This window comes from Streptomyces sp. NPDC059247 (assembly GCF_042754005.1).
Classification (GTDB): Bacteria; Actinomycetota; Actinomycetes; order Streptomycetales; family Streptomycetaceae; genus Streptomyces.
This window is the reverse complement of sequence record NZ_JBHYZW010000003.1, coordinates 572840-596964: the sequence shown is the minus strand read 5'-3', so window position 1 is coordinate 596964 and position 24125 is coordinate 572840. Positions and strand designations below refer to the sequence as shown.

Below are 24125 nucleotides of genomic sequence, written 5' to 3'. Positions count from 1 at the left end.
CCGGTCAGCTTTCCGGCTTCGGCCGCCGGGGGCCGCCCGGAGGCGGCTCGGACATGGGCCCGGGGGGCGGGCGCCTCAGCACGGGCACGGCGGTGTTCATGGTGGGAAGGTAGCGGCCGTGGGCCACCCTCCGCCGGGCGTTGCCGGGACGGTCGGTGGGCCACTCCCCGTCGGGCGTTGCCTGGACCGGTGGTGGGCCCCACGCTGGGCGTTGCCGTGACGGGCAGTGGCCCCACGCTGGGCGTTGCCGTGACCGGCCGGGAACCCACCGCCGCGCGCACGGACCCGGGCGGCACCCTAGAAGAGGCCGAGGTGCTCGTGCCGCCGGACGCTCTCCAGGATCTCGCGCAGCCATGGGGCGTGGACGGCCGGAAGCCGCACCAGGGCGTCTTCGAACGCCCCCGCGTCGGCCCGGAACAGACGGTGGGCGCGCGGCGCGGGCGGGTCGTCACGGAGGACGCCGTCGGGCAGGGTGCCCGACGCGGGGGCGGGCGGACGCGGCTCGGGGAAGGCCATCCGGAGCCACACCCCGAACGGCAGCGGCACCCGGTACGCCCCGCCCGCCGGGCCGGGCGGGGTCCACATCTCTCCTGTCCGGGGATGCGTCGGCACGAGGAGGATGTCGGCGCCGGACTTGGTGCCGGTGCCGGTGCCGGTGCCGGTGTCGGTGTCGGGGTCGGGTAGGCCCGGACCGGCCAGGACTGCTCGTCGGGCCCTGGGGCCTGCCGGATCTGCCGGGCCTGTGGGGCCTGTTGGGCTCGTGGCATCCGTGGCGCTCGTGACACCCGTGGCGCTCGTGGGCAGCAGGGCGTCGAGGGCGCGCTGGAAGACCTTCTCCGGCAAGCCCTGCGGGACCGTGACCCGCCGTCCCTCGGAAGCCGCCAGCAGATGGGCCAGCGCCCGGCCGACGGCGGCCTCCCACCGAGGACTCCACGACCACAGGTGGTCCCCGCCCCACAGGGTGACCGGCTCGACCGGTGGAACGCCCTCCTCCCGCCGCAACGCCTCGGCCCAGGAGAGAGGCACCGCGTCGGTGCCGTCTCCGTCTCCGTCGCCGGGGTGGGCGGGTGCGCGGGTCACCGCGTCGGGGGCGAGCCGTACCGCCTGCCAGAGCGAACAGTCGTCGATCCGGGTCGCCACCGGCAGTCGGCACGTTCCGCAGGCCATGTTCGGGCCGTCCGTCCCGTCGATGCCGCAGCAGGTGCCTCCGCACCTCTCCGGGACCAGTACGGTGCCGAGGGCGTCGCCGGGGGCGATGAGGATCGCGCCGGGTGCGCCGTCGGACAGTCGGCAGACCGGCGCGTGGAGACCACGGGCCGCCGCCTCGCCCGGACGGATCTCTTCCCAGCTCCGCCACGGCGGCCCCCACGGCTCCGGGTCCACGGCGAACGTGCCCGGCGCCATGAGCACCGGCAACCGGGTGCCGTTCCCATACCTCTGAGGGGCGTGGACCGGCAGCGCGACCCGGGACAGCGGAGCCGTGAGCCCGGCCCCGCACCCCGCGCACGAGAAGATGAACACATGCCCTCCGCCCTGGGAAACAGGGGCATCGTCACATCGGGGCCCAGGACCGGGCCACCGGTTTCGGGCCCGGTCCGGGTGTCCGGGGCGGGAGCCGCCTCCCGGTGGTGGGGCGAGGCCGCGTCAGCGGACGGCGGACGCGTAGGGGCCCTTCTCCGGGTCGCGGAGCCAGACCGTCTGCGCGGTCGGGGTGACCGTCATGCCGAAGTCCCAGAGTTCGGGGGAGCCTTGGGAGGTCCAGTGGTCCCAGCCGGTCAGGACGTCCGCCCAGACGTCGTGGGGCCCGCCGCCGCTCACCCGGAGGAGCCCGTCCGTCCCGGGCCGGGCGACGGCCCACGAGGAGACGCCGTCGTGCACGGCGACCGTGAGGCCGTCCGCGAAGACCCGCAGGGCGGGACGGCTCACGCGCAGGGCGAAGAGCAGGTGCCCGTCGGCGAGCGGCGCCGGGTCCCGCCGTACCGTGCTCTCCCGCGCGACCGGGGCGGACGCCCGTACCGCGTCCAGCGAGAGCCCCTGGCCGACGCCCCGGGCGGGCATGAAGGTGGCCAGCCCCTGGACCCAGCCCTCGGCCCGGCGCCCGTCGTCCGCGACGGTCAGGGCGACATGACCGAGCCGCCCCCACGGGGTGACGATCCGCCCGCCGGGCCGCGTCTGCGCCACCCACGCCCAGGGGACCCGCTCGACGGCGTACGTGGCGATCACCCGGTCGTAGGGAGCGCGGTCGGGGGCGCCGGCGGCCCCGTCCCCCGTCCGTACGTCCACATCGAGCCCCGCCGCCTTCAGCCGGGTCCCGGCGGCGTCGGCCAGACCGGGATCGATCTCGACGCTGACCACCCGGCCGGGTCCGGCCCGCAGCGCGAGCAGCCCGGCGTTCCAGCCCGCCCCCGTACCCAACTCCAGTACGTGTTGACCCTCTTCCAGGACGAGCGAGTCGAGCATGTCGGCGACGACCGTGACGCAGGAGACGCTGGAGGACGGCAGCCCGTCCGTCCCGATCCGCGTGACCGTGCCGTCGAACGGGCTGTCCGGGTGGACGGCCCGCGCCCACCCGTCCGGGTCGGTGCCACGGTCGACGGGGACGTAGGCGGAGTCCCCGTCCCACACGAACAGCCGGTCCGGGCAGAAGACGTCGCGCGGCAGCCCGGTGACGGCGTCACGGACCCAGGCCGCGTCGGGTTCCCCCGGCCACAGCTTCCGCTCGTCCATCGCGACCGCGCCCGCCGCCCGCCGCTCCTCCAGCGTCCCCACGGCGGCTACCGGCGCCGCTTGCCGCTCGGCGGCGGTGACGCCGGGACCTTCCCGTCGGAATTCCCCGGCGGCGGGGTGCCCTGGGAGAGCGGGGGATCGGGCTTCCGTCGCTCGCCGCTGCCGTCCTCGCCGGGTGTGCCCTTGTCCGCCATGCTCGACCTCCTTGATGGCTCCGTCGAGCCGGGTGTGCCCGAAAGGGGCCAGGGGATAACGCATTGTCCCGCCCCGACCCCCGGAATGGCCGGGACCGGGCCGGTGTCCGGCCGGGACGGTTCTGTCGGGCGGGGGCGGCGCCGGGCGCACGCCCGGCGCGCGAGCCCTGGGCGACCGTTCCCGCGAGGATCCGTCCGGGGCGGTCCCGTTGACGACCCGCCACGGGTGGTCACCTCGTCGGTGGCGGGGTGCATAGTGGCTGACGGGCGGGGCAGGGCGGGGCGGGGTGTGGCGGGGTGCCGGGGGCCGGTGCCGGTGCCGGGGTCGGGGAGGCAGTCGTGTTGTTCGGGTCGCGGACCGGGTTCGGTCTGGAGTTCCACATCGAACGGGACCCGCAGTTGTTGTGTGTCGACGTCTTCCTCGGGGGGCTCCACGTGAACACGTGGGACAACGCGTTCTATCCGCCCCTGCTGGTCAAGAAGCTCAGGGACGAACTGGTCCGCCTCCGCGAGCCGACCGGGCCGCCGGTGGGGTTCGCCTCGCCGTCCGAGTTCTTCCGCCTCGCCGAGAGCTGGATGTACGACGACGCCGACGCCGGGATCACGCCCGAGGCAGGAACGGCACTCGCGCGGTGCGAGTTCCTGGAGTGGGGGGAGTGCACCGACGAGGTGACGGCCCTCGCGTTTCCCGAGGGGGACCGCGTGCACCTCACCTGGCGGACGTACGAGAGAGGCGGTGTCGCGCGGGACGCCGAGCCCCCGAACGAGTCCCCGCGCGAGCCGACGGTGGTGTCGGTGAGCCGGACGGCGCTCGTCGAGACGCTGGAGCGGAGCCTCGTCGTCGCCGAACGCGAATGGTCCGCCCGGCTCGCCGCCCTCACCGCCCGGGGCGACGCCCGCGACGCCCGCGACGCCCGCGACGCCCGCGACGGCGGGGACGGCGGGGACGGGTCCGGTCGGCCCGTGAACAGCGCGGGGTGACCTCGTACGGCGGGAAGCCGACCGGCGTGACCGCCCGACCGGAACGGTGCCCGTCGGGGACGTACTACCGGGACGCCCCGCCCGTGGACGCATCGGAGACCAGACGGAAGAGGTCGCGCGTCGGGTGCACATCGACCGGGACGCACGTCCCGACCTCGATGATCTCCTCCCCGGCGACGAGGTGGCTCGTGGTGAACGGCGACCGGCCCGGCACGGTGACCAGCATCTCGACCCTGGTGCAGCGGTCGTCATCGCCGCACCACACGCGCCGCGCGGACGTGACCTCGCCCAGGGCGCGCACGCCGGCCGTGTCCAGGGCGCGCCACACGCGCTGGTCCCGCACGGTGCCGACGACGGCCATGACCAGGACGACCAGGGTGAGAGGGGTCCAGACGAGGCCGGTCACGACGACGCCGAACCTGTCCTCGTCGGGGACGTACCCGCTGACACCGGCCAGCAGGATCACGGGACCGGAACACACGACCAGGAGCCCGAGCGCGGTCCAGAACGGCTGCTCGAAGAAGCCCGGCGGACGGCTCACCGGACCCGCTGCCTCGGGTGCTCCACCGCCGCCCGTCACGGCGTGACCCCGAGTCGTACGTCGTCGTGCGTCGATGTCTCTCGCGCCATGGCCCCCATGCTGGCAGACGCGCCGAACTCCCCGGAACGGTAGGGCCGGAGAGAATGGGGCCGGAGAGAAATCGGGCGACCCGGTCCCGGTACGGAGCCGGGGGAGCCGACGACCGTGCCGGTACGGGCGAGGGGCCCGTCGACGGGGGTTCGGGGCGCGGCCGGTGCGTGGGCCCGTGGCGGACGGTCTCCACGGCGCCCGCGCGCCGGGGGAGACCGGAAGTCAGGGCCTCGACGCGAAGGCGAACTCCTTTGACCGGAGCGCCCGTTACGTCAGATGGCCCGCTCCGGACGCGGCGCCGGGAGGTCGCGGTCCGTGGCGCCGTGGGCGCGGAGCCAGGCGGGGAGCGAGCCGTGGTGGCTGGTGATCCACAGGAGCGCGCGGCGGAGGTGGTGGGCCTCGACCGGGCGGGTGGCGTGGCCGCGAGGTGGTGCGGGGGCCGGTGCCGGGGCGTCGTGGGGGCCGCGCACCGGCGACGGCGGGGCGGCGGTGAGACCCAGCTCCCTGTTGGTGCGCAGGAAGTCCGCGGTGACCTCCGCGTCGGACGCGCCGTAGAGGGTCTGGAGGACGGCGACGACGACACCGGTCCGGTCCTTGCCGGAGGCGCAGTGGACCAGGACGGGGGAGGGCGGGTCGGCGGTCAGCCGCCGCAGCACCGCGAGGACGGAACGCCCCGCGTGCTCGGCCATCGCGGGATACAGCTCCGACTGGTCGTCCGGCCACCGCTGCTCGGCGAAGACGGGGACGTGCAGGTGGGCGATGCCCGAGTCGTGCAGGGCGTCGGGCCGTTCGGTGACCTCGGGCAGACTCCGCAGATCGACGACGGTCCGCACCCCGATGTCCCGCAGCCGCCGGGCCCCCTCGGGGGACAGGGCGTGCAGCGCCCCGGACCGGTGGAGCCTCCCCGGCGGCAGCCCGCCGACCCCACCCGCGTCCCGAAGGTTCCGCACGATCGCCGTATCCACCCCTGGGGTCACCATCGACCCACTGTATGACCCGTGACCCGTGACCCGTGGCCCGTGGCCCGTGACCCGTGGCCCGTGACCTGCGGCGAAGCGGTCGGGGGCCGCAGGCTGTGGGCGCGGTCGTGGGGGCTGGCGTGAGGTGGCCATGGGGCATGGGTCATGGGTCGTGGTCGTGAGGCGGCGTGGGGCGCGGCCGTGCGGCGGGGCGTACGGAGGGGCGTGCGGCGGTGCGTGCGCCCCGGACCGCGACGGGCCCGTGGGCGGCGTCTTGTCCGCCGGGTCGATCGGCCGGACCATGGCCCCATGGTGGACACCCGAGCGCGCGGGCACGCGCGTGTGGCCCGAGGTCTGTTCCTGTGGGGGCTGGCCTTGTTCCTCCCCGGCATGGGGGCGCTGTGGTACGCGAACGGGGACGCGGCGGTGTTGTGGGAGTGCGAGGGGACGACGTGCTGGACCGTCCCGAGCCCGATGTGGCAGACGGTGGAGAACATCAGCCTCGTACTGATCGTGGTCGGTACCGCCCTCGCGGCGACCGGCTACCTGATGTACAGGCTGCCCCGCCGCCGCCCTTAGCGGCCCGGGGTCCCGCAGGCCCCGGGTCGCGGTCGTGGGGCGGAGGCCCGCCCGGGTGGGGAGCCGACCGCCGGCGGAGACCCGGCGGACGGCGCCGCCGTTCAGGGCCGTGCTCCCCCCGAAGTCACGCGCCCGGACGTCGATGTGGCCGCTCTCCCCGATGGAGAGGGTGAGGTCGGCGCGGTCGCCGCTGCCGGGGCCGTACTCCACGAGGCGCCACGAACCGCCGTCCATCCCGTACGGGTGCCGGGGTGTCCGGGTGAGGGCCGTCGGCCGCCGCGCCCCGGCGGCCCAGCCCCCCCGGCGCCCGGTCGGAGGGGCAGGTCGGAGGGGGCAGGCCCGGTCCGAGGGGTCAGCTTCCCGCCAGTACGCCCCGCAGCTCCAGGACGCTCGCCTTCCACGCCTCGCCGTCCGACTCCTCCCACAGTTCGAGCAGTTCGGAATCCTTGCCGAGGGCCAGGTCCAGCGCGGCCACGGCCAGCGGGCGCAGGTCCTCCGGGAGGGGCGGCAGCGGCTTCTTCGGGCCGTACGAGGTGACCGGGGTGCCGCCGGGGCACTGCGCCGCGAGCAGCGCCGCCGAGGCGATGGCTATCACCGCGAGGTCCGAGTCCAGGTAGTCGCCGCTCGTCTCCACCACCTCGCGGAACGCGGTCCGCAGCACCTCCGCCCTCTGCTCCTCCGGAGCCTCGTCCACCCGGTAGGAGAAGTCCGCCGCCGTGTCGTTGTCGAAGGGGCCGATGTCCCAGGTACCCATGGTGCGTCCACGCTTTCCGTCGTTCCCGAACCTGTCTCCGTATCGTGGCAGCCGCCACTGACAACGGCCCCCGGCCGTCCGAGCGGTGTGCTTGCATCCCGGCATGACGACGTACGACGACCCGCGCCCCGCCGAGGGCTCCGCCGCGCTGTGGATCGGTGCCGTGCCCTCCCTCGACCCCGCCGGACGCGAGGTGCTCCTGGGCCTCGGCCCGGACGCCGCCGACCCCGGGACCCGGCTCGTCCGGCGCCTTCTCGACCGGGGCCACGAGGGCGAGGAAGGCGTGTTCTACCTGCTGCCGGAAGACCTGTGCGCCCGCTACGAACGGACCCCCGGCCTGCTCGCGGTGACGCTCCTCGCCCGCCGGGACGACCTCGCCCACGTCCTCCCGGCGGCCCCCGAGGAGGAGCGCGCCCTGCCCGACGCGCTGCCCGCCGACCCGCGCGACGACAACCGGGTGATCCTGCTCCGCCGCGAACTGGCCACCTCCTTCGCCCCCGCCGAGCGGGACGGGGAGCCCCAGCCGGTCCTCCTGATCGACCACACGGCCGGTCCGGACGCCGGTCCCGGAGAACTGACCGCCCTCTTCGAGGAGGGCGAGGCGGGCATCGCGGTCCTCAACGCGGAACTGGACACCGGCACTTCCTGACCCCGGGGCGCCGGGCGCCGGGCGCCGGGCGCTCGGCGCGGCGCCCCGGCCGTCGGGCGCGCCAGGGCCACCGAGCGGGTGCGCGGGTGATGCGTGCCCGGTCACCGCACCGGGACGCAGATCTCGCAGAGGTGCTCGGCGAGCAGGCGGGGCCGGTAGCGTTCGAGCACGGGCCGGGTGGTGTCGAAGGCGAGGCCCTGGGCGGCGAGGCTTTCGAACAGACCGGTCCAGGCGCTCGCGAGGCCCTCGGCGGTGTGCGCGACGGTGAGGACCGCGTGACGGCCACCGCCGAGACGGGTCTCCAGGACCTCGGGGTGACGGATCTCGGCATCGTCGGGCAGCACCACACAGGTGTCGTAGCGGCAGTCGCGGGCCGGAGTGCGGCCCGGGTCGTCGCGGGCGATCCCCAGGACGGTCGATCCGGCACTCAGCAGACCGTTCGCGGCGGCCCAGGACTTGAAGCTCTCCATCTGCTCCCCGTTCGCCTCACCGTACGGGCCGGTTCGCCTCCAATAGGCGATACGGGATTCCGGTATTTCTTCCACGACAAACATGCATTCCCCCTTCTTTCGCTTTCCGGGTGGCGTGGAGGAAACACTAGCAAGGTATAAATTCATTGAGGTGCAACGGATTTATATTCAGCGGGAGTTGAGGCTTGCGGGCATGACCGGGCCTGGCGCCACGCCATGCCCGATGGACCGTGTGACGCTGCGGTTCGGGGCCCGCCCCATGGGTCGGGGGCAGGGGGATCCCCGGGATGAGGAACGGGCGCGGTCGGAGCCGTACGCGTCGACGAATCACGGGTGTGGTGGACGTCGGCCATGTCACCGCCGCGTGATCGGCGGGCTTTTCTTCAGGCGGCGGACCGGCCTTTTCCGGGGAGGTCCGCGGCCCCGCTCCGGAAAGCCGACTCCACGACCTGGCGAGAGGGCGTGCGTTCCCGTCCGGGTCGCCACCTCGTACGGATCGGGCCCGGGGGCGTACCCGCCGACGATCCTGGCGGGGGCCCTCGCTGTCCGTGTCCGGGACGGGAGCGGTCCATGGCGCCCGGTCGTCGGATGGTCACCCCCGATCCCGGGTCATCGGGCGTTCCCAGACCCTCGGCCCTCGGCCCTCGGCCCCGGCTCCGGTCACCAGACGTCCCAGGCTCCAGGCACGAGCGTTCCCCGGCCCCGGCCACCGGACGCCCCAGGCCTCCCGCCCCCGCCGAAACGCTTCGGCCCCTACCGAACCGTCCCCTCGGTAGCGTGCCGAACCGGCGCGGGAGACTCCCCGCCTCCGACCCCGGAGGGCCCATGCACGAGACAGACCCGAAGCGGCTCCTCGCCCGGCGGTTCCGCGAGGTCAACGGCGACCATCCGATGACCGGCGCCGACGACGCGTACGTCAGCGCGCGGTTCGCCGTCCTGGACGAGCTGTGCGCGGCCCGTGCCCGCGACGGCGACGAGGTCCGCCGACTGATGCTGGACGGCCGCCTCCCCCTGCCCGGATACCTGCGCTCCGACGGCGCCGAGATGGTCCCGGTCGATCTCTTCGCCCTCGCGGACGAGGCCGGGGGCGTGGACCGGCTCGAAGCGTGGTTCACCGGCCACTGGGCCGACGCCGCCACCGGGGAGGCCGAGTGGGCCGCGTACCTCAGCGGGCAGTACGTCTGCCTGCGCACGGTCACCCCGGCCACCATCCGGCGCAAGGAGCAGCTGACGGCGGCGATCGGCCGCGCCGAGGGCGAGCCGGACGCCGGTTCGGCCGCGTGGCTGCGGCGACTGCACGAGCGCGTCGACGAACTCGACCTCCTGGAGCCGGAGTTCACGGCGTACGACCGGCTCCGGTTCGGCGGACCCACCTCCCGGGACACCTGCGTCACCGCGATGCGCGCCCGCTTCCCCGACCCCGTCCCCGATCCGGCCCGTCCCTGATCCCGCCCGTACTCCGATCCGGCCCGTATCCGATCCGTATCTGACCTTCCGTCAGAATGGAACGTGTTCTAGTCTGCGGCCCATGGGCATCGCCATCACGCACGAACAGCGGGAGCTCGCCCGATCCGTCCGGGGCTGGCTCACCCGCGCCGTACCCCCCGAAGAGGTCCGCAAGCACCTCGACGTCCCCGGCACCGCCACCGGCCGCCCCGCCCACTGGGACGCCGCCGCCGAACAGGGCCTCCTCGGGGTCCACCTCCCCGAGGAGCACGGGGGAGGCGGCGGCGATCTCGGGGACCTCGCCGTCGTCGTCGAGGAGGCCGCGCGGGCCCTGCTGCCGGGGCCGTACCTGCCCTCCGTCCTCGCCGCCGAACTCCTCCACCGGGCCGGACACCACGCCCTCGCCGCCTCCCTCGCCCGTGGCGAACGCATCGGGGCCGTCGCCTTCACCGGCACGGGCACGAGTACGGGCATGGATACGGATACGGGCACGAGCACGAGCGGCGGTACGGGTGCCCGGCCGGGCGCGGACGCGGACCGCGCCCGGCCGGACGGCGCCCGGACCCCCGCCGCCGTCCGTACGACCGCCGCCCCCCTCACCGCCGTCCGCACCACCGGCGGACACCTGCTCGACGGCACCGCGCCCCCCGTCCTCGGCGGCGCCCAGGCCGATCTGATCGTCCTGCGGGCCGCCACCGCCGACGGCGGCGTCTGGCTCGCCGTCGACGCCGAAGGGCTCGCCGTCCGGCCCCACGAGAGCGCCGACCCCACCCGGCCCACCGCCGAGGTCACCGCCCGCGCCCTGTACGTCCCCGCCGCCCGGGAACTCGCCCTCGACACCTCCCTCGTCCACGACCTCACCGCCGTCCTCCTCGCCGCCGACGCCTGCGGCACCGCCGCCCGCGCCGTCGAGACCGCCGCCGAACACGCCCGTACCCGCGAACAGTTCGGCCGCCCCATCGGACAGTTCCAGGGCGTCAAGCACCTCTGCGCCGACATGCTCGTACGCCTCGAACAGGCCCGCGCCCTCACCTGGGACGCGGCCCGCGCGGCCACCCCGCGCGAAAAGGCACCGGACGGCACCGGCCCGGACGGCACCGGCCCGGACCGCGCCACCGGAGCCGACGGATCCGAACCCGACGGCGTCCGCTCCCTCACCGCCGCCCTCGCCGCCGCCACCGCCCTGGACGCCGCCTACACCTGCGCCAAGGACTGCATCCAGGTCCTCGGCGGCACCGGCTTCACCTGGGAACACGACGCCCATCTCCTGCTCCGCCGGGCCGTCGTCGCCCGCCAGCTCCTCGGCACCGGCGACCGGCACCGCCTCGCCGCCCTCCGGCACGCCGTAACCGGCACCCGGCGCGGCCTCCGCCTCGACCTGCCGCCCGAGGCCGACCCGTACCGCGCCGCCGCCCGCGCCGCCGTCGCCCCCGCCGCCGGACTCGACCCGGCCGCCGCCCGGCGCGTCCTCGCCCCCACCGGCTACGCGGCCCCGCACCTCCCGGAGCCGTACGGGCTCGGCGCCGGACCGCTCCACCAGCTCGCCGTCCAGCGGGAACTGGACGACGCGGGCATCAGCGTCGCCGGACTCGGCATCGGCACCTGGGTCGTCCCCTCCCTGCTCGCCCACGGCACCCCCGCCCAGCAGGCCGAACACCTCGGCCCGACCCTGCGCGGCGAACGCCTCTGGTGCCAGCTCTTCTCCGAGCCCGGCGCCGGTTCCGACCTCGCCTCCCTGCGCACCCGCGCCGAACGCACCGAGGACGGCCGCTGGCGGATCAACGGCCAGAAGGTGTGGACGAGCGCCGCCCAGTGGGCCCACCACGGCATCCTGCTCGCCCGCACCGACCCGGCGGCCCCCAAGCACCAGGGCCTCACCTACTTCCTGGTCGACATGCGCGACACCCCCGGCATCGACATACGGCCCCTCAAGGAGATCACCGGCGACTCCCTCTTCAACGAGGTCTGGTTCGACGACGTCGTGCTCCCCGCCGACGCCGTCGTCGGCGAGGTGGACGACGGCTGGCGGGTCGCCCGCAACACCCTCGGCAACGAACGCGTCCACATGGCCGACCAGGTCGCCTTCGACACCGGCCTCGAAGCGCTCATCGCCCGCGCCGGAACCGTCGACGGCTCCGTCCGCGTACGGATCGGAGCGCTCCTCGCCGAAGCGCACGCGCTCGCGTGCATCGGCCTGCGCACCACCCTCCTCCAGGTGTCCGGTCTGGAACCGGGCGCGGGCGCCAGCGTCCGCAAGCTCGTCCAGACCCTCCACCAGCAGAGGCTCGCCGAGATCGGCCTCGAACTCCTCGGCCCCGAAGGCGCCGTGCGCGAGGGCCCCGGCGAACGGGCCGTCCACGGAATGCTCATGTCCCGCTGCCTCACCATCGCGGGCGGCACCACCCAGGTACAGCTCAATGTCGTCGCCGAGCGCCTGCTCGGCCTCCCCAGGGACTGAGAGGGCACGCGATGAAGGCGTACGTCGTCGGCGTCGGAACGACCAGATTCGAGAAGCCGGAGACCCGGGACTGGCAGTACTGGGACATGGCGAAGGAGGCGGGCACCGCCGCCCTCGCCGACGCGGGCGTCCCCTACGCGCGCGTGGAACAGGCCGTCGTCGGCCACTGCTTCCAGGCCTCCACCGCAGGACAGCGGGCCGTCTACGAACTCGGCCTCACCGGCATCCCCGTCTACAACGTCAACAACAACTGCGCCACCGGCTCCACCGCCCTCATGACCGCCCGGCAGTTCGTCGAGGGCGGCATCGCGGACTGCGTGCTCGCCGTCGGCTTCGAGAAGATGAGCCGGGGCTCGCTCGGCGGCGGCGCGGGCGCGGGCGACTTCGCCACCTCGCCCGTCGCCCGGCACTACGGGATCATGGCGAAGAGCCACGGCTTCGAGGCCGCCCCGCCCACCGCGCAGATCTTCGGCAACGCCGCCCGCGAGCACATGGAGCGGTACGGGACCACCGAGGCGCAGCTCGCCGCCGTCGGCGCCAAGAACCACCGGCACTCGGCGGACAACCCCGACGCCCAGTTCCAGGACGTCTACACCGTCGAGGAGGTCCTCGCCGCGAAGACCGTCCACCGGCCCCTCACCAAGCTCCAGTGCTCGCCCACCTCGGACGGGGGCGCCGCCGTCCTCGTCGTGTCGGAACGGTTCGCCGACGAGCACGGGCTGCGCGGCCGGGCCGTGGAGATCGCCGGACAGGCCATGACCACCGACACCGGGGACTCCTTCGCCTCCGGGTCCTGCATCGACGTCGTCGGCCGCCCGATGTCCCGGGCCGCCGCCCGCCAGGCGTACGAACGCTCCGGACTCGGCATCGAGGACGTCGACGTGATCGAACTCCACGACTGCTTCTCCGTCAACGAACTCCTCACCTACGAGGCGCTCGGCATGTGCGAGGACGGCGCCTCCGGGAAACTGGTCGAGTCCGGCGCCACCACCTACGGCGGACGCTGGGTCGTGAACCCCTCCGGCGGCCTCATCTCCAAGGGGCACCCGCTCGGCGCGACCGGCCTCGCGCAGACCGCCGAACTCGTCCGGCAGCTCCGGGGCGAGGCCGGACCCCGGCAGGTCACGGGAGCCCGCGTCGGCCTCGCGCACAACATCGGCCTCGGTGGCGCCGCCGTGGTCACGCTGCTGCGCAGGTCGTAGGGCCGAATCCCCATGTACGGGGCGGAAGCGGTCTGCGACCATGACGACCATGCCGCAGACCGACTCCGTCACGAGTACGTCCTCCACCCCCTCCGCCATACGCCCGGCCCGTTCGTGGGCGGTCGTCGCGATCGCCTGCGCGGGCCAGTTCCTCGTCGTCCTCGACGTCTCCGTCGTGAACGTGGCGCTGCCGTCGATGCGTACCGACCTCGGCCTCTCCGCCGTCGGGCTCCAGTGGGTCCTGAACGCCTACGCCATCGCCTTCGCCGGATTCATGCTGCTCGGCGGGCGGGCCGCCGACCTCTACGGGCGGAAGGCGATGTTCCTCCTGGGGCTCGGCCTGTTCACCGCGGCCTCCGCCGTCGGCGGACTGGCCCCGGAGGGCGCCTATCTGATCGGCGCCCGCGCCGTGCAGGGACTCGGGGCCGCCGTCCTCGCCCCCGCCACCCTCACCCTCGTCACCGACGCGGTCCCCGCCGGAGCCGCCCGCACCCGGGCCATCGGCACCTGGACGGCGGTCGGCGCGGCCGGCGGCGCGGCGGGCGGCTTCGTCGGCGGAGTCCTCGTCGACCTGCTCTCCTGGCGCTGGGTCCTCCTCATCAACATCCCGATCGGCGCCCTCGTCCTGGTGGGCGCGCTGCTCTGGCTCCGCACCACCGGCACCGCTACCGGCACCGGCACCGGACGCCGCCGTCTCGACCTGCCCGGCGCCGTCCTCGTCACCGCCGGGCTCGCCACCTTCGCGTACGGCATCGTCCAGACCGAACAGCGGGGCTGGACCGCCCCCGCCACCCTGCTCCCGCTGCTCGGCGGACTGTTCCTGCTCGCCGTCTTCCTGGTGGTCGAGGCCCGCACGGCGGCTCCGCTGATGCCGTTGAAGATCTTCCGCACGCGCGCGGTGGCGGCGGCCAACGTGGCGATCCTGCTGTGCGGCTCCACCTCCTTCGGCATGTGGTTCTTCATGACCACGTACGCGCAGAACGTCCTCGGCTACACCCCGCTCCAGGCGGGCCTGGCGCTGGTCCCCAGTTCCCTCGCCGTCGTCCTCGGCTCCAAGGCGGCGCCCCTGCTGATGCCGAGGACCGGCGCGCGGAACCTCGCCGTCGCGGGCGCGCTCCTCGCCGCGGCGGGCTTCGCCTGGCAGTCCACGCTCACCGCCGACGGCACCTTCCTCGGTACGATCCTCGGCCCCGGCATCCTGATGATGGCGGGCCTCGGCCTCGCCACCACCCCGCTGGCCACCCTCGCCACCTCCAGCGCCTCCCCCTCCGACGCGGGCCTCGTCTCGGGCCTCGTCAACACCTCCCGCACCATGGGCGGCGCCCTCGGCCTGGCGACCCTCTCCACGGTCGCGGCGGCGGCCACCACCCACCCGGGCACCCTGGTCCCCGGCTACGCGGCGGCCTTCCGCGTCTCCACGGCGATCCTCCTGGCGGCAGCGGCCCTGATGTACTTCTGGCTGCCGGGACGGGCGAACGGGAAGCCCCGCGAGGCGGTCTAGGCCCTCCCTTCGGACGGGGCCCTTCCCTCGCGGACGGGGCCCCCTTCGCACGGAGGCCGTCCACCGACGCCCCCAGTGCGTCCCGCTCGTGGGCCGTCAGGGGTTCGGGGCCGTGTCGGGGGGTGCCGACGCGAGCGCCGGGTCGATGACCGTCTCGCCGCGCAGGGCCCGCCGGACCGCCTCGGCCAGTTCACCCACCGGGCCGTCCTTCACCAGGAAGCCCGCAGCCCCCGCCTCCATGGCCCGGCGCAGGCAGCCGGGGCGGCCGAAGGTCGTCAGGACCAGGACCCGGCAGTCCGGGGCCTCCGCCCGCAGGTCCGCCGCCGCGTCCAGGCCCGAGCGGCCCGGCAGCTCGACGTCCAGGAGGGCCACGTCCGGCCGGGTCTCCAGGGCCGCCGTCACGACCTCGTCGCCCCGCCCCACCTGGGCGACGACCTCCATGTCGTGCTCCATGCCGAGCAGCAGGGCCAGCGCCCCGCGCTCCGTGCCCTGGTCCTCGGCCAGGAGGACTCTGATCATTTCCTCGGCTCCCTCTCGTACTCGTACGGGTCGGGTCTGGGGTCTCCACGGGCGCTCCACGGTGATCAGGGACCGCCCCGTGGCGCCGGTCCCGAGTCCAAGAGTGCCGCCCGCCGCCGTGCGCCGCCCGTCGTCGGTGACGGTGAGCCCGACCCGGCCTGCCGCGCCGTACTCCGTACCACCCGGCCCGGCAGGGCTTCCGTGGCGGGCCCCGGCAGCGGCCCCGGACGGCGTACGACCGGCTCCCCGCCCGCCATGGCTGACGTATCGTCAGGTGCGGTGCGCGGAGAGGGTTCCCAACTCTCCCGGGCTGGGCTATACATGGGATCCACCGACCTAGAACGCGTTCTAGAACGGCCGCGTACGGGACGGTCCCCGCACGGCCTCGGTGCGGCCGACGGTGCGGACGGCCGTGCCGAGGTCTTCCCCGCCACGAGGAGCAGCAGCCCGATGCCGATCGACCCCGCCCAGGCCGTCGCCGCCGAACCCCGCAGCGCCGAGATCACCTGGGACCACAAGGATGTCCAGCTCTACCACCTCGGCCTCGGCGCCGGAGCGCACCAGGGCAAGCCGGACCCGGCCACCGACCCCGACGAACTCCGCTACACCCTGGAGTCCCGGCTCCACGTCCTGCCCAGCTTCGCCACCGTCGCGGGCGCGGGCATGGGAGTCGTCGGCGGCCTCTCCGCACCCGGCATCGACATCGACCTCACCGCCGTCCTGCACGGCGGCCAGTCGATCACCCTCCACCGCCCCGTCCCCGTCTCCGGCCGTGCCGTCTCCACCTCCCGCGTCGCCGCCGTGTACGACAAGGGCAAGGCCGCCGTCCTCGTCCTGCGCTCCGAAGTGGCCGACGAGCAGGGGCCGTTGTGGACCAGCGACGCCCAGATCTTCGTCCGGGGCGAGGGCGGCTGGGGCGGCGACCGGGGCCCCTCCGTACGCCTCGCGGTCCCCGAGCGCGCCCCCGACGCCACCGCCGAACGGCCCGTCCGCGAGGAACAGGCCCTGCTCTACCGGCTCTCCGGCGACTGGAACCCGCTCCACGCCGACCCCGAGTTCGCCAAGCTCGCCGGATTCGACCGGCCCATCCTGCACGGGCTCTGCTCCTACGGCATGACCCTCAAGGCGATCGTGGACACCCTCCTCGACGGCGACGTCGGCCGGGTCCGCGCCTACCGCACCCGCTTCGCCGGGATCGTCTTCCCCGGCGAGACCCTGCGCATCCGGATGTGGGCCGAGGAGGGCCGCGTCCAGGCCACCGTCACGGCCGTGGAGCGCGAGGACGCGCCCGTACTCGCCGACACGGTCGTCGAACACGCCTGAACCGGACACCCGGACACCGGACACCCGGACACCCGGACACCCGGACACCGGACACCCGGACACCCGGACACCGGACACCCGGACACCCGGACACCGGACGCCCGGACGCCTGGACGCCTGGACCTCCGGTCATCCGGCCATCCGCACTCCCGTTCCACCACCCCGTTCCACCACCCCGCCCCATCACCCCGCACCCGCCCCGCCATCACCTCGACCGAGGGGAGCAGCGCCATGCGCGCAGCCGTACTGCACGAGATCGGCCAGGACAAACTGGAAGTCCTCGACGACGTCGAGGCGGTGGGCTTCGGCCCCGGCAAGGTCCGGATCAGGGTCCGGGCCACCGGCCTGTGCCACTCCGACGTCTCCGCGATGAGCGGGGTCCTCCCGCAGCCCGCCCCCTTCGTCCCCGGCCACGAGGGCGCGGGCGAGATCCTCGACATCGGCGACGGCGTCACCGGGCTCGCCCCCGGCCAGCGCGTCCTGCTCTGCTGGCTGCCCTCCTGCGGGCACTGTCCCGCCTGCAAGCGCGGCCAGACCCAGCTCTGCCTGGCCGGATTCATGAACGCGGGCACCCCCAACTTCCGGCGCCCCGGCGGCGACGTCTTCGGCTTCGCCGGGACCGGCACCTTCGCCGAGGAGGTCGTCGTCGACGCGGGCTGCGCCGTCCCCATCCCCGACGACGTGCCCTTCGACATCGCCGCCCTCATCGGCTGCGGCGTCACCACCGGACTCGGCGCCGCCATCAACACCGCCAAGGTGGAGGCCGGTTCCTCCGTCGCCGTCATCGGCTGCGGCGGCGTCGGCATCTCCGCGATCCAGGGCGCCAAGCTCCAGGGTGCCGCCCAGATCGTCGCCGTCGACCCCGTCGAGTCCCGCCGCGAGGCGGCCCTCCGCTTCGGCGCCACCGAGGCCGTCGCCCCCGATGCCCTCGCCGACGCCAAACAGCGGATCACCGGGGGCGAGGGCTTCGACTACGTCTTCGAGGTCGTCGGCAGGTCCGCCACCGCCCGCACCGCGTACGAGACCACCCGGCGCGGCGGCACCCTCTGCGTCGTCGGCGCCGGAGCCCTCGACGACTTCCTCCAGCTCAGCATGTTCGAGCTGTTCTTCGACGAGAAGCGCGTCCTGCCCTCCATGTACGGCGGCGGGGACGTGCTCCGCTCGTACGAACGGAGCATCGCGCTCTGGCGCGCCGGACGCATCGACCTGGAGTCGCTCATCACCCACCGCGTCCCGCTCTCCGGCGTCAACGAGGCCCTGGAGCAGATGCGCACCGGGGTCGCGCTCCGCACCTGCATCGAGATCTGAGGGAGACCGGGATGACCACCCTTCCGCTGGCGGGACTCAGCGCGATCGTCACCGGCGCGGGCCGGGGACTCGGCCGCGCCGAAGCCCTGGAACTCGCCCGGCTCGGCGCGTCCGTCGTCGTCAACGACTACGGGCAGCCCGGCCGCGACGGCTCGGGCGCCGCCTCCGCCGCGCCCGCCGAGGAGGTCGCCGCCGAGATCCGCGCGGCGGGCGGCCGGGCGGTGGCGCACCTCGGCGACGTCGCCGACTTCGAGACCGCGCGGACCCTGGTCGGCCTGGCCGTCGCCGAGTTCGGCCGACTCGACGTCCTCGTCAACAACGCGGGCATCCTGCGGGACCGGATGGTCTTCTCGATGACCGAGGACGAGTGGGACTCGGTGATCCGCGTCCACCTCAAGGGCCACTTCAACACCACCCACTTCGCCGCCGCGCACTGGCGGGGCCGGGCCAAGGCGGGGGAGAGCGGTGTCTACGGCCGGATCGTCAACACCTCCTCCGAGGCGTTCCTCGCGGGCTCGGCCGGACAGCCCAACTACGCGGCGGCCAAGGGCGGCATCGTCGGCCTCACCACCTCCTCGGCGTCCGCCCTCGCCCGCTACGGGGTGACCGTGAACGCGATCTGCCCCCGGGCCAGGACCCGGATGACCGAGGACGTCTTCGCGGGCTTCGGCGAACCGGCGGCGGGCGAGCTCGACCCGCTGTCGCCGGAGCACGTGGCCCCGCTGGTCGGCTATCTGGCCTCCCCGGCGGCGGCGGGCGTCAACGGACAGCTCCTCGTGGTGCACGGCGGGATGGTGGCGCTCGTCGACCGGCCGCGCGTGTCGGCCAAGTTCGACACGGCCAAGGAGGCGTTCACGTACGAGGAACTGGACGGTCTGCTGACCCCGCACTACGCGTCCCGCCCGGCGAACGAGACCTTCGCCGCGACCGAGGTGCTGGGCCTGAAGAAGGACTGACAGCGGGCGGCCGGGAGGGGGCGAGGGGTCGGCACCGGGAGGGGCGGGGGCCGACGCCGGGCCGCCGGGCGCCGGGAGGCACGGACGAAGGACCGGCACCGCGCCGCCGGGCGGCGGCCCCGGGTACGGCGAAGGGCCCCGGGTCGCCCCGGGGCCCTTCGCCGTACCGCTCGCGGCGGCCGGTGGAACGCGGTCAGTGTGACTGCGGTTCGGGCTCGCGGCGGTGACGGCCGTGCGGGGAGGACGCGGAGTCCTCCGGCGGCGCGGCGTCCCCGCGGTGCTTGCCCGAGCCGTTCGGCTCCTGACCGTCCGTGCTGTTCTCCGACATGGTCGAACTCACCCCGTTTGACATCGGTCGTGCTGGTGCAGCCCGCGATTCTAGCCAGCCGGCCTGCGGTCCGTGAGCGGTGCCTGCTGGAGCGGCACCGGACGGCACACCCGGGGCTCCTCCGCCGCCGTCCCCGCCGCCCCGGCTCCCTGCCCCGGCCCGGCGCCGGGCGGGGGTTCCGGCGGTGCCTCCACGTCCACGAGACCGCACGACGTCCCCGGCGTGGCGTACGGCAGCCGCAGCACGCCCTCCGGCGTCCACAGGCCCGTACCGGGCAGCCAGCCCACGGGGGCGGCCAGTTGCCCCATCCGCCGGGACGCGGGCTGCCAGGTCCCCACCCAGCTCCCGCCCGCCCCGTCGATCCGCAGCGCCACCCCGCAGCTCTCCGGCACCAGCGCCTGCCCCGGCTGCACCGCGAACGGCGTCACCACCGCGTCGTCCATCCGCAGGCACTCCGGGAAGCGCACCGGCAGCAGGCTCCCGAGCACCCCCCAGCCGAGCCGGTCCCGGCCGGGCGAGGGCGCGTCCGAACGGATCAGGAGCAGCCCGCTGTCCGGGTCCGCGAGGAGCAGCCGGTCGTCGCTCCCCTCGGTGATCTGGAGCAGCGGCGTCACCTCGCCGCCCCGCTCCAGGTCCACCACGACCGTCTTCACCGGACCGCCGTCGAGCCGCCGGTCGAGCGCCAGTATCCGGCCCGTGCGGTCCAGCCACACCCCGCCCGAGCACCGCCCCGGGACCTCCGCCACCCGCTCGGGCCCGAAGGTGCCGCCGGTGACCAGCCACAGCGTGGTCGTCTCCGGGCCGACGCACATCGCGTACGCGCGGACGCCGTCCGGCGCGGGCGGCAGCAGCGCCAGCCGTTCGGAACCGGGCGCGTCGACCGAGCCGAGCCGCAGCTCGCCGGTGGCGGGGCCGGTGGGGTAGAGCAGCGAGAACGTGTTCCGCCGCCCGTCCACCCGGCGGGCGACCAGCACCCGCCCGTCCGCGAGCGGCAGCACCGGGGTGCCCGGCTCCTCCGGCTGCGCGAGGGGCAGCGGCACGGCGTACGGCTCCGGCCCGTCGAGCGTCCACCGCTCCGCGTACAGGGCGTCCCCGGCGCTCGCGAGCCTGGCCGCGTACGCGCCGTTCGCCGTGATCGTGAACCCCGTCGGCCGGCCGGCGTCCCCGGGACGTACCCCGTGGTGGTCGCCGTTCTGGACCGTGGTCTCGATGGCACAGGCTGTCATCGACTCGTCACCTCCGGCGACGAAGCTAGTTTTCGCACTTCCAACCGAACAACACGAGACGGGTCACTTCACACATAAGGGTGGCTCTGGGGTGGTTCGGCTGAGCCGAGGGGGGCACTTGTGCTGGAGTGAGCCGCGGTGAGTAAGGTAAGGCGAACCTAAACGGAGTCTGCGGCTCCGCCCGGTCCGTACGCGCCGGGGCCCGCCGACTGCCACGAGGTCGCGCCCGCATCCCCGCCAGGACCCGTACAGGAGCCCTCATCATGTCCTTCCGCCGCCGAGGCACCGCCACCGTCGTCGCCTTCGCCGCCGCGCTCTCCCTCGCGGCCTGCGGAGGGGGTGACGGGGGCGACGCCGCCGCCGAGAAGCCCGACGCGACCAAGAAGAAGGACGTCGCCACCGGCGGCAAGGACTTCGGCGACGCCGCCGCGAAGACCGCCGCCATGGGCACCGACGCGGCGGCCGGACAGTTCCCGCGCACCCTCACCCACGCCCTCGGCACGACCGAGCTGAAGGCGGCCCCCAAGCGGGTCGTCGTCCTCGACGTCGGCGAGTTCGACAACGTGGTCTCCCTCGGCCTCCAGCCCGTCGGCTACGCCCCCGCCGAGGGCGACGAGGGCATCCCCGGCTACCTCGCGAAGGACGCCGGGAGCCCGAAGTCCGTCGGCACCATCAACAACCTCAACCTGGAGGCCATCGCCAACCTCCAGCCCGACCTCATCCTCGGCAGCCAGCTCCGCGCCGCCGACAAGTACGACGAACTGTCGAAGATCGCGCCGACCGTGTTCTCCATCCGTCCGGGCTTCACCTGGAAGGAGAACTACCTGCTCAACGCCGCCGCGCTGGACAAGACCGCCGAGGCGAAGGGCAAGCTCGCCGCGTACGAGACCAAGGCGAAGCAGCTGGGCACCGACATCGGCCCGAACAAGCCGACCGTCTCCATGGTCCGCTACCTCCCCGGCAAGATCCGCCTCTACGCGAAGGCGTCCTTCATCGGCACGATCCTGGAGGACACCGGTCTGCCCCGGCCCGCGAACCAGCGGATCGACGAGCTGGCGGCCGAGATCAGCCCGGAGAAGATCGACGAGGCCGACGCCGACTGGATCTTCACCGGTGTCTACGGCGACGCCAAGGCCACCAAGAAGGACACCGCCCAGACCAACCCGCTCTGGAAGAACCTCAAGGCCGTGAAGGCGGGCCAGGCCAAGGACGTCCCGGACGAGACCTGGTACCTGGGCCTCGGCGTGACCGCCGCGAACAGCGTCCTGGACGACCTGCGCGCGGACCTGGTGAAGAAGTAGGAGCGGGGGAAGCGGGAGACCCCGAGCCGCCGGGGAAGGCCGTGGGCCTTCCCCGGCGGCTCGGGTCTTCGGCGGTCTTCGTCGGGTCTTCGTCGGGTCTTCGGGGCGCGGCCCGGCCCCGTCACGGTGTGACCCGCGCGGCGCCGCCGGGCGTCCCCGGGTCGGGGGTCTCCCCGGTCGGGCCTCTCGGGTGAGGGCCTCCCCGGACCGGGGGCCTCCCCGGACCGGAGGTCTCCCGGGTCGGGGGTCTCCCGGGTCGGGGGTCTCCCGGGTCGGGGGTCTCCCGGATCGGGGCCCTCCCGGGTGCGTGCGGCATCAGGGAGACTCCTTACGGGCCGGGGCGGGCAGGGGCCTTCCAGGCGCCGGGGCGGGCCGGACCCCTACGGGTTGCTCGGCCCCTACGGGTGCCGGACTCCTGCGGGTGCTGAGCCCCTACGGATGCCAAACCCCTACGGGTGCTGAGCCTCTACGGCTGGTACGGGCCCCCTACGGGAGACCCGTACCGGCGCCAGGGACGCGTCCGGCGGCGGCTCCCGGCCCCGGGAGGAGCCGTCCGGCACCGCGCCCCTGGCGCCTGACGGCCCGGCCCCGGAAGACCCCCGCCGCCAGGCGGGACCCGCACCGGTGCGGGCGGAAAGAGGAGACAGGTAGCCTTTCCCCGTGCCCCGTCTGTCTGAAGTCATCGCCGCGCTCGACGCCCTCTGGCCGCCCGAGCGGGCCGAATCGTGGGACGCCGTCGGCACCGTCTGCGGCGACCCCGACGCCGAGGTCACCCGTGTCCTCTTCGCCGTGGACCCCGTCCAGGAGATCGCCGACGAGGCGATCGCCCTCGGCGCCGACCTGGTCGTCACCCACCACCCGCTCTATCTGCGCGGTACGACGACCGTCGCGGCCGGCCACTTCAAGGGCCGGGTCGTGCACACCCTGATCAAGCACGACATCGCCCTGCACGTCGCCCACACCAACGCCGACACCGCCGACCCCGGCGTCTCCGACGCCCTCGCCGGAGCCCTCGACCTGCGGGTCACCGGCCCGCTCGTCCCCGAGAACAACCTCGGCCGGATCTGCGAGCTCGACCACCCCGAGACCCTCGCCGAGTTCGCCGCCCGCGCGGCGAAGCGGCTGCCCGCCACCGCGCAGGGCATCCGGGTCGCGGGCGACCCCGCCATGACCGTGCGCCGGGTCGCCGTCAGCGGCGGCTCCGGCGACAGCCTCTTCGACGCCGTACGGGCCGCGGGCGTGGACGCCTTCCTCACCGCGGACCTGCGCCACCACCCCGTCTCCGAGGCCACCCAGACCGCGCACACCTCCTCCGGCCCGCTCGGACTGGTCGACGCCGCCCACTGGGCCACCGAATGGCCCTGGTGCGAGCAGGCGGCAGCCCAGCTCGACGAGATCTCCGACCGCCACGGCTGGGACCTCCGCGTGCACGTCTCGAAGACGGTCACCGACCCCTGGTCCTCCCACCACACCTCCCCTGGAGCCCCCAACTGAACGCCGCGCCCGCCGACCAGATCCGCCTCCTCGACGTCCAGGCCCTGGACGTCCGCCTCCAGCAGCTCGCCCACAAGCGCCGCTCGCTGCCCGAGCACGCCGAGATCGAGTCGCTGACCAAGGACCTCACCCAGCTGCGCGACCTGCTCGTCGCCGCGCAGACCCAGGAGAGCGACTGCGGCCGCGAGCAGACCAAGGCCGAGCAGGACGTCGACCAGGTCCGTCAGCGCGCCGCCCGCGACCAGCAGCGACTGGACTCCGGCGCCGTGTCCTCCCCGAAGGACCTGGAGAGCCTCCAGCGCGAGATCGTGTCGCTCGCCAAGCGCCAGGGCGACCTGGAGGAGATCGTCCTTGAGGTCATGGAGCGCCGCGAGTCCGTCCAGGAGCGCATCGCCGAGCTGACCGACCGGCTCTCCGCCGTCCAGGCGAAGACGGACGACGCCACCGCCCGCCGCGACGCCGCCCAGACCCAGCTGGACACCGAGGCCGAGGGCGTCACCAAGGAGCGCGCGGTCGTCGCGGGCGCCGTCCCCGCCGACCTCATCAAGCTGTACGAGAAGCTGCGCGAGCAGCAGGGCGGCATCGGCGCCGCCCGGCTCTACCAGCGCAAGTGCGAGGGCTGCCACATCGAGCTCAACATCACCGAGCTGAACGAGGTCCGCGCCGCCGCCAAGGACACGGTCCTGCGCTGCGAGAACTGCCGCCGCATCCTCGTCCGCACCTCGGAGTCCGGCCTGTAATGCGCGCGCTCGTGGTCGAGGCGGACGGCGGCTCCCGGGGCAATCCCGGGCCCGCCGGTTACGGGGCCGTCGTCCTCGACCCGGCCACGGGCGAGACGCTCGCGGAGACGGCCGAGCACATCGGCGTGGCGACGAACAACGTCGCCGAGTACAAGGGCCTGATCGCGGGTCTGAAGGCGGCCAGGGAACTGTTCCCGGACGCCGACGTGCACGTCCGGATGGACTCCAAGCTGGTCGTCGAGCAGATGTCCGGCCGATGGAAGATCAAGCACCCGGACATGAAGCCGCTGGCGGCCGAGGCGGGCCGGATCTTCCCGGCGGGCCGGGTCCGCTACGAGTGGATCCCCCGCGAACGCAACAAGCACGCGGACCGGCTCGC

General features: G+C 74.4%; 22 protein-coding genes and 2 pseudogenes. 14 read left to right on the top strand and 10 right to left on the bottom strand.

The features are described 5' to 3' along the window. Window positions 1-297: 297 nt before the first annotated feature. From ACFXGN_RS09695 to ACFXGN_RS09685, 3 genes are all read right to left on the bottom strand, one after another. A complete protein-coding gene (locus tag ACFXGN_RS09695) occupies window positions 298-1521 on the bottom strand; it encodes a hypothetical protein (RefSeq protein WP_384855722.1) in 1224 nt (407 codons plus the stop codon). Between the two features lie 123 nt (window positions 1522-1644). Next, window positions 1645-2769, bottom strand: a complete 1125-nt coding sequence (locus ACFXGN_RS09690; protein ID WP_384855719.1) for a methyltransferase domain-containing protein — start codon at window positions 2767-2769, stop codon at window positions 1645-1647. 5 nt (window positions 2770-2774) lie between these two features. Continuing rightward, on the bottom strand, window positions 2775-2921 hold the full coding sequence (locus tag ACFXGN_RS09685) for a hypothetical protein (RefSeq protein WP_384855716.1): 147 nt from the start codon (window positions 2919-2921) through the stop codon (window positions 2775-2777). 339 nt (window positions 2922-3260) lie between these two features. Between ACFXGN_RS09685 and ACFXGN_RS09680 the strand changes: the two genes are divergently transcribed. Beyond that, complete coding sequence (locus ACFXGN_RS09680) at window positions 3261-3902, top strand: hypothetical protein (protein WP_384855713.1); 642 nt, start codon at window positions 3261-3263, stop codon at window positions 3900-3902. A 64-nt stretch (window positions 3903-3966) separates the two neighbouring features. Here the strand turns inward: ACFXGN_RS09680 and ACFXGN_RS09675 are convergent, their stop codons facing one another. Both ACFXGN_RS09675 and ACFXGN_RS09670 read right to left on the bottom strand, forming a co-directional pair. Next, window positions 3967-4443 carry a hypothetical protein gene (locus tag ACFXGN_RS09675; RefSeq protein ID WP_384855711.1) on the bottom strand — a complete coding sequence of 159 codons (477 nt, stop codon included), beginning with the start codon at window positions 4441-4443 and terminating at the stop codon, window positions 3967-3969. A gap of 362 nt (window positions 4444-4805) precedes the next feature. Further along, window positions 4806-5513 carry a tyrosine-protein phosphatase gene (locus ACFXGN_RS09670; RefSeq protein WP_384855708.1) on the bottom strand — a complete coding sequence of 236 codons (708 nt, stop codon included), beginning with the start codon at window positions 5511-5513 and terminating at the stop codon, window positions 4806-4808. 288 nt (window positions 5514-5801) lie between these two features. On the opposite strand from ACFXGN_RS09670, the gene ACFXGN_RS09665 reads away from it, so the two are divergent. Further along, on the top strand, window positions 5802-6071 hold the full coding sequence (locus tag ACFXGN_RS09665) for a hypothetical protein (protein ID WP_384855705.1): 270 nt from the start codon (window positions 5802-5804) through the stop codon (window positions 6069-6071). A 352-nt stretch (window positions 6072-6423) separates the two neighbouring features. Here the strand turns inward: ACFXGN_RS09665 and ACFXGN_RS09660 are convergent, their stop codons facing one another. Further along, entirely contained in the window at window positions 6424-6825 is a 402-nt protein-coding gene (locus ACFXGN_RS09660; protein ID WP_384855702.1) for a DUF4259 domain-containing protein, read from the bottom strand. A 103-nt stretch (window positions 6826-6928) separates the two neighbouring features. On the opposite strand from ACFXGN_RS09660, the gene ACFXGN_RS09655 reads away from it, so the two are divergent. Further along, window positions 6929-7474, top strand: coding sequence for a hypothetical protein (locus tag ACFXGN_RS09655; protein ID WP_384855700.1), 546 nt, complete (start codon window positions 6929-6931; stop codon window positions 7472-7474). 101 nt (window positions 7475-7575) lie between these two features. Here ACFXGN_RS09655 and ACFXGN_RS09650 read toward each other — a convergent pair whose 3' ends face one another. Continuing rightward, entirely contained in the window at window positions 7576-8028 is a 453-nt protein-coding gene (locus ACFXGN_RS09650) for a GyrI-like domain-containing protein (RefSeq protein ID WP_384855698.1), read from the bottom strand. Window positions 8029-8769: 741 nt separating this feature from the next. Here ACFXGN_RS09650 and ACFXGN_RS09645 point away from each other — a divergent pair. From ACFXGN_RS09645 to ACFXGN_RS09630, 4 genes are all read left to right on the top strand, one after another. After that, the gene (locus ACFXGN_RS09645; RefSeq protein ID WP_384855695.1) at window positions 8770-9390 is read left to right on the top strand and encodes a DUF6058 family natural product biosynthesis protein; all 621 of its coding nucleotides are present in this window, start codon (window positions 8770-8772) and stop codon (window positions 9388-9390) included. Between the two features lie 82 nt (window positions 9391-9472). Further along, a complete protein-coding gene (locus ACFXGN_RS09640) occupies window positions 9473-11848 on the top strand; it encodes an acyl-CoA dehydrogenase (RefSeq protein ID WP_384855692.1) in 2376 nt (791 codons plus the stop codon). 11 nt (window positions 11849-11859) lie between these two features. Beyond that, on the top strand, window positions 11860-13050 hold the full coding sequence (locus ACFXGN_RS09635; RefSeq protein WP_384855689.1) for a lipid-transfer protein: 1191 nt from the start codon (window positions 11860-11862) through the stop codon (window positions 13048-13050). Window positions 13051-13090: 40 nt separating this feature from the next. Beyond that, window positions 13091-14551 carry an MFS transporter gene (locus ACFXGN_RS09630; protein ID WP_384855687.1) on the top strand — a complete coding sequence of 487 codons (1461 nt, stop codon included), beginning with the start codon at window positions 13091-13093 and terminating at the stop codon, window positions 14549-14551. 55 nt (window positions 14552-14606) lie between these two features. Here the strand turns inward: ACFXGN_RS09630 and ACFXGN_RS09625 are convergent. Next, window positions 14607-15070, bottom strand: a pseudogene (locus tag ACFXGN_RS09625) (response regulator transcription factor); the annotation flags it as partial. Window positions 15071-15520: 450 nt separating this feature from the next. On the opposite strand from ACFXGN_RS09625, the gene ACFXGN_RS09620 reads away from it, so the two are divergent. The 3 genes from ACFXGN_RS09620 (at window position 15521) to ACFXGN_RS09610 (ending at window position 18657) form a co-directional block, all read left to right on the top strand. Then, window positions 15521-16393, top strand: a complete 873-nt coding sequence (locus ACFXGN_RS09620; RefSeq protein WP_351786495.1) for a MaoC/PaaZ C-terminal domain-containing protein — start codon at window positions 15521-15523, stop codon at window positions 16391-16393. Between the two features lie 231 nt (window positions 16394-16624). After that, window positions 16625-17701 carry a Zn-dependent alcohol dehydrogenase gene (locus ACFXGN_RS09615; protein WP_384855684.1) on the top strand — a complete coding sequence of 359 codons (1077 nt, stop codon included), beginning with the start codon at window positions 16625-16627 and terminating at the stop codon, window positions 17699-17701. Between the two features lie 11 nt (window positions 17702-17712). Next, entirely contained in the window at window positions 17713-18657 is a 945-nt protein-coding gene (locus tag ACFXGN_RS09610) for a 3-oxoacyl-ACP reductase (RefSeq protein ID WP_384855681.1), read from the top strand. Window positions 18658-18850: 193 nt separating this feature from the next. Here ACFXGN_RS09610 and ACFXGN_RS09605 read toward each other — a convergent pair whose 3' ends face one another. Together ACFXGN_RS09605 and ACFXGN_RS09600 are read right to left on the bottom strand one after the other, a co-directional pair. Then, window positions 18851-18985: a hypothetical protein gene (locus ACFXGN_RS09605; RefSeq protein WP_384855678.1), complete on the bottom strand. Its 135-nt coding sequence runs from the start codon at window positions 18983-18985 to the stop codon at window positions 18851-18853. A gap of 50 nt (window positions 18986-19035) precedes the next feature. After that, the gene (locus tag ACFXGN_RS09600; protein ID WP_384855677.1) at window positions 19036-20211 is read right to left on the bottom strand and encodes a hypothetical protein; all 1176 of its coding nucleotides are present in this window, start codon (window positions 20209-20211) and stop codon (window positions 19036-19038) included. 263 nt (window positions 20212-20474) lie between these two features. On the opposite strand from ACFXGN_RS09600, the gene ACFXGN_RS09595 reads away from it, so the two are divergent. The 4 genes and pseudogenes from ACFXGN_RS09595 to ACFXGN_RS09580 all read left to right on the top strand — a co-directional run. Next, window positions 20475-21512, top strand: a complete 1038-nt coding sequence (locus ACFXGN_RS09595) for an ABC transporter substrate-binding protein (protein WP_384855673.1) — start codon at window positions 20475-20477, stop codon at window positions 21510-21512. Between the two features lie 660 nt (window positions 21513-22172). After that, window positions 22173-23006: a Nif3-like dinuclear metal center hexameric protein gene (locus ACFXGN_RS09590; protein WP_384855670.1), complete on the top strand. Its 834-nt coding sequence runs from the start codon at window positions 22173-22175 to the stop codon at window positions 23004-23006. Continuing rightward, a complete protein-coding gene (locus ACFXGN_RS09585) occupies window positions 23003-23746 on the top strand; it encodes a zinc ribbon domain-containing protein (protein WP_384855941.1) in 744 nt (247 codons plus the stop codon). The genes ACFXGN_RS09590 and ACFXGN_RS09585 overlap by 4 nt, the downstream gene beginning before the upstream one ends. After that, window positions 23746-24123: pseudogene (locus ACFXGN_RS09580) on the top strand (reverse transcriptase-like protein); the annotation flags it as partial. The gene ACFXGN_RS09585 and the pseudogene ACFXGN_RS09580, both read left to right, overlap by 1 nt. Between the last annotated feature and the right edge of the window lie 2 nt (window positions 24124-24125).

Coding starts and splice junctions, on each gene's coding strand:
- ACFXGN_RS09600 (WP_384855677.1), bottom strand. CDS start 20,211: ATGACAGCCTGTGCCATCGAGACCACGGTCCAGAACGGCGACCACCAC.
- ACFXGN_RS09605 (WP_384855678.1), bottom strand. CDS start 18,985: ATGTCGGAGAACAGCACGGACGGTCAGGAGCCGAACGGCTCGGGCAAG.
- ACFXGN_RS09660 (WP_384855702.1), bottom strand. CDS start 6,825: ATGGGTACCTGGGACATCGGCCCCTTCGACAACGACACGGCGGCGGAC.
- ACFXGN_RS09620 (WP_351786495.1), top strand. CDS start 15,521: ATGCCGATCGACCCCGCCCAGGCCGTCGCCGCCGAACCCCGCAGCGCC.
- ACFXGN_RS09630 (WP_384855687.1), top strand. CDS start 13,091: ATGACGACCATGCCGCAGACCGACTCCGTCACGAGTACGTCCTCCACC.
- ACFXGN_RS09595 (WP_384855673.1), top strand. CDS start 20,475: ATGTCCTTCCGCCGCCGAGGCACCGCCACCGTCGTCGCCTTCGCCGCC.
- ACFXGN_RS09670 (WP_384855708.1), bottom strand. CDS start 5,513: ATGGTGACCCCAGGGGTGGATACGGCGATCGTGCGGAACCTTCGGGAC.
- ACFXGN_RS09645 (WP_384855695.1), top strand. CDS start 8,770: ATGCACGAGACAGACCCGAAGCGGCTCCTCGCCCGGCGGTTCCGCGAG.
- ACFXGN_RS09640 (WP_384855692.1), top strand. CDS start 9,473: ATGGGCATCGCCATCACGCACGAACAGCGGGAGCTCGCCCGATCCGTC.
- ACFXGN_RS09635 (WP_384855689.1), top strand. CDS start 11,860: ATGAAGGCGTACGTCGTCGGCGTCGGAACGACCAGATTCGAGAAGCCG.
- ACFXGN_RS09665 (WP_384855705.1), top strand. CDS start 5,802: ATGGTGGACACCCGAGCGCGCGGGCACGCGCGTGTGGCCCGAGGTCTG.
- ACFXGN_RS09655 (WP_384855700.1), top strand. CDS start 6,929: ATGACGACGTACGACGACCCGCGCCCCGCCGAGGGCTCCGCCGCGCTG.
- ACFXGN_RS09650 (WP_384855698.1), bottom strand. CDS start 8,028: ATGTTTGTCGTGGAAGAAATACCGGAATCCCGTATCGCCTATTGGAGG.
- ACFXGN_RS09610 (WP_384855681.1), top strand. CDS start 17,713: ATGACCACCCTTCCGCTGGCGGGACTCAGCGCGATCGTCACCGGCGCG.
- ACFXGN_RS09685 (WP_384855716.1), bottom strand. CDS start 2,921: ATGGCGGACAAGGGCACACCCGGCGAGGACGGCAGCGGCGAGCGACGG.
- ACFXGN_RS09615 (WP_384855684.1), top strand. CDS start 16,625: ATGCGCGCAGCCGTACTGCACGAGATCGGCCAGGACAAACTGGAAGTC.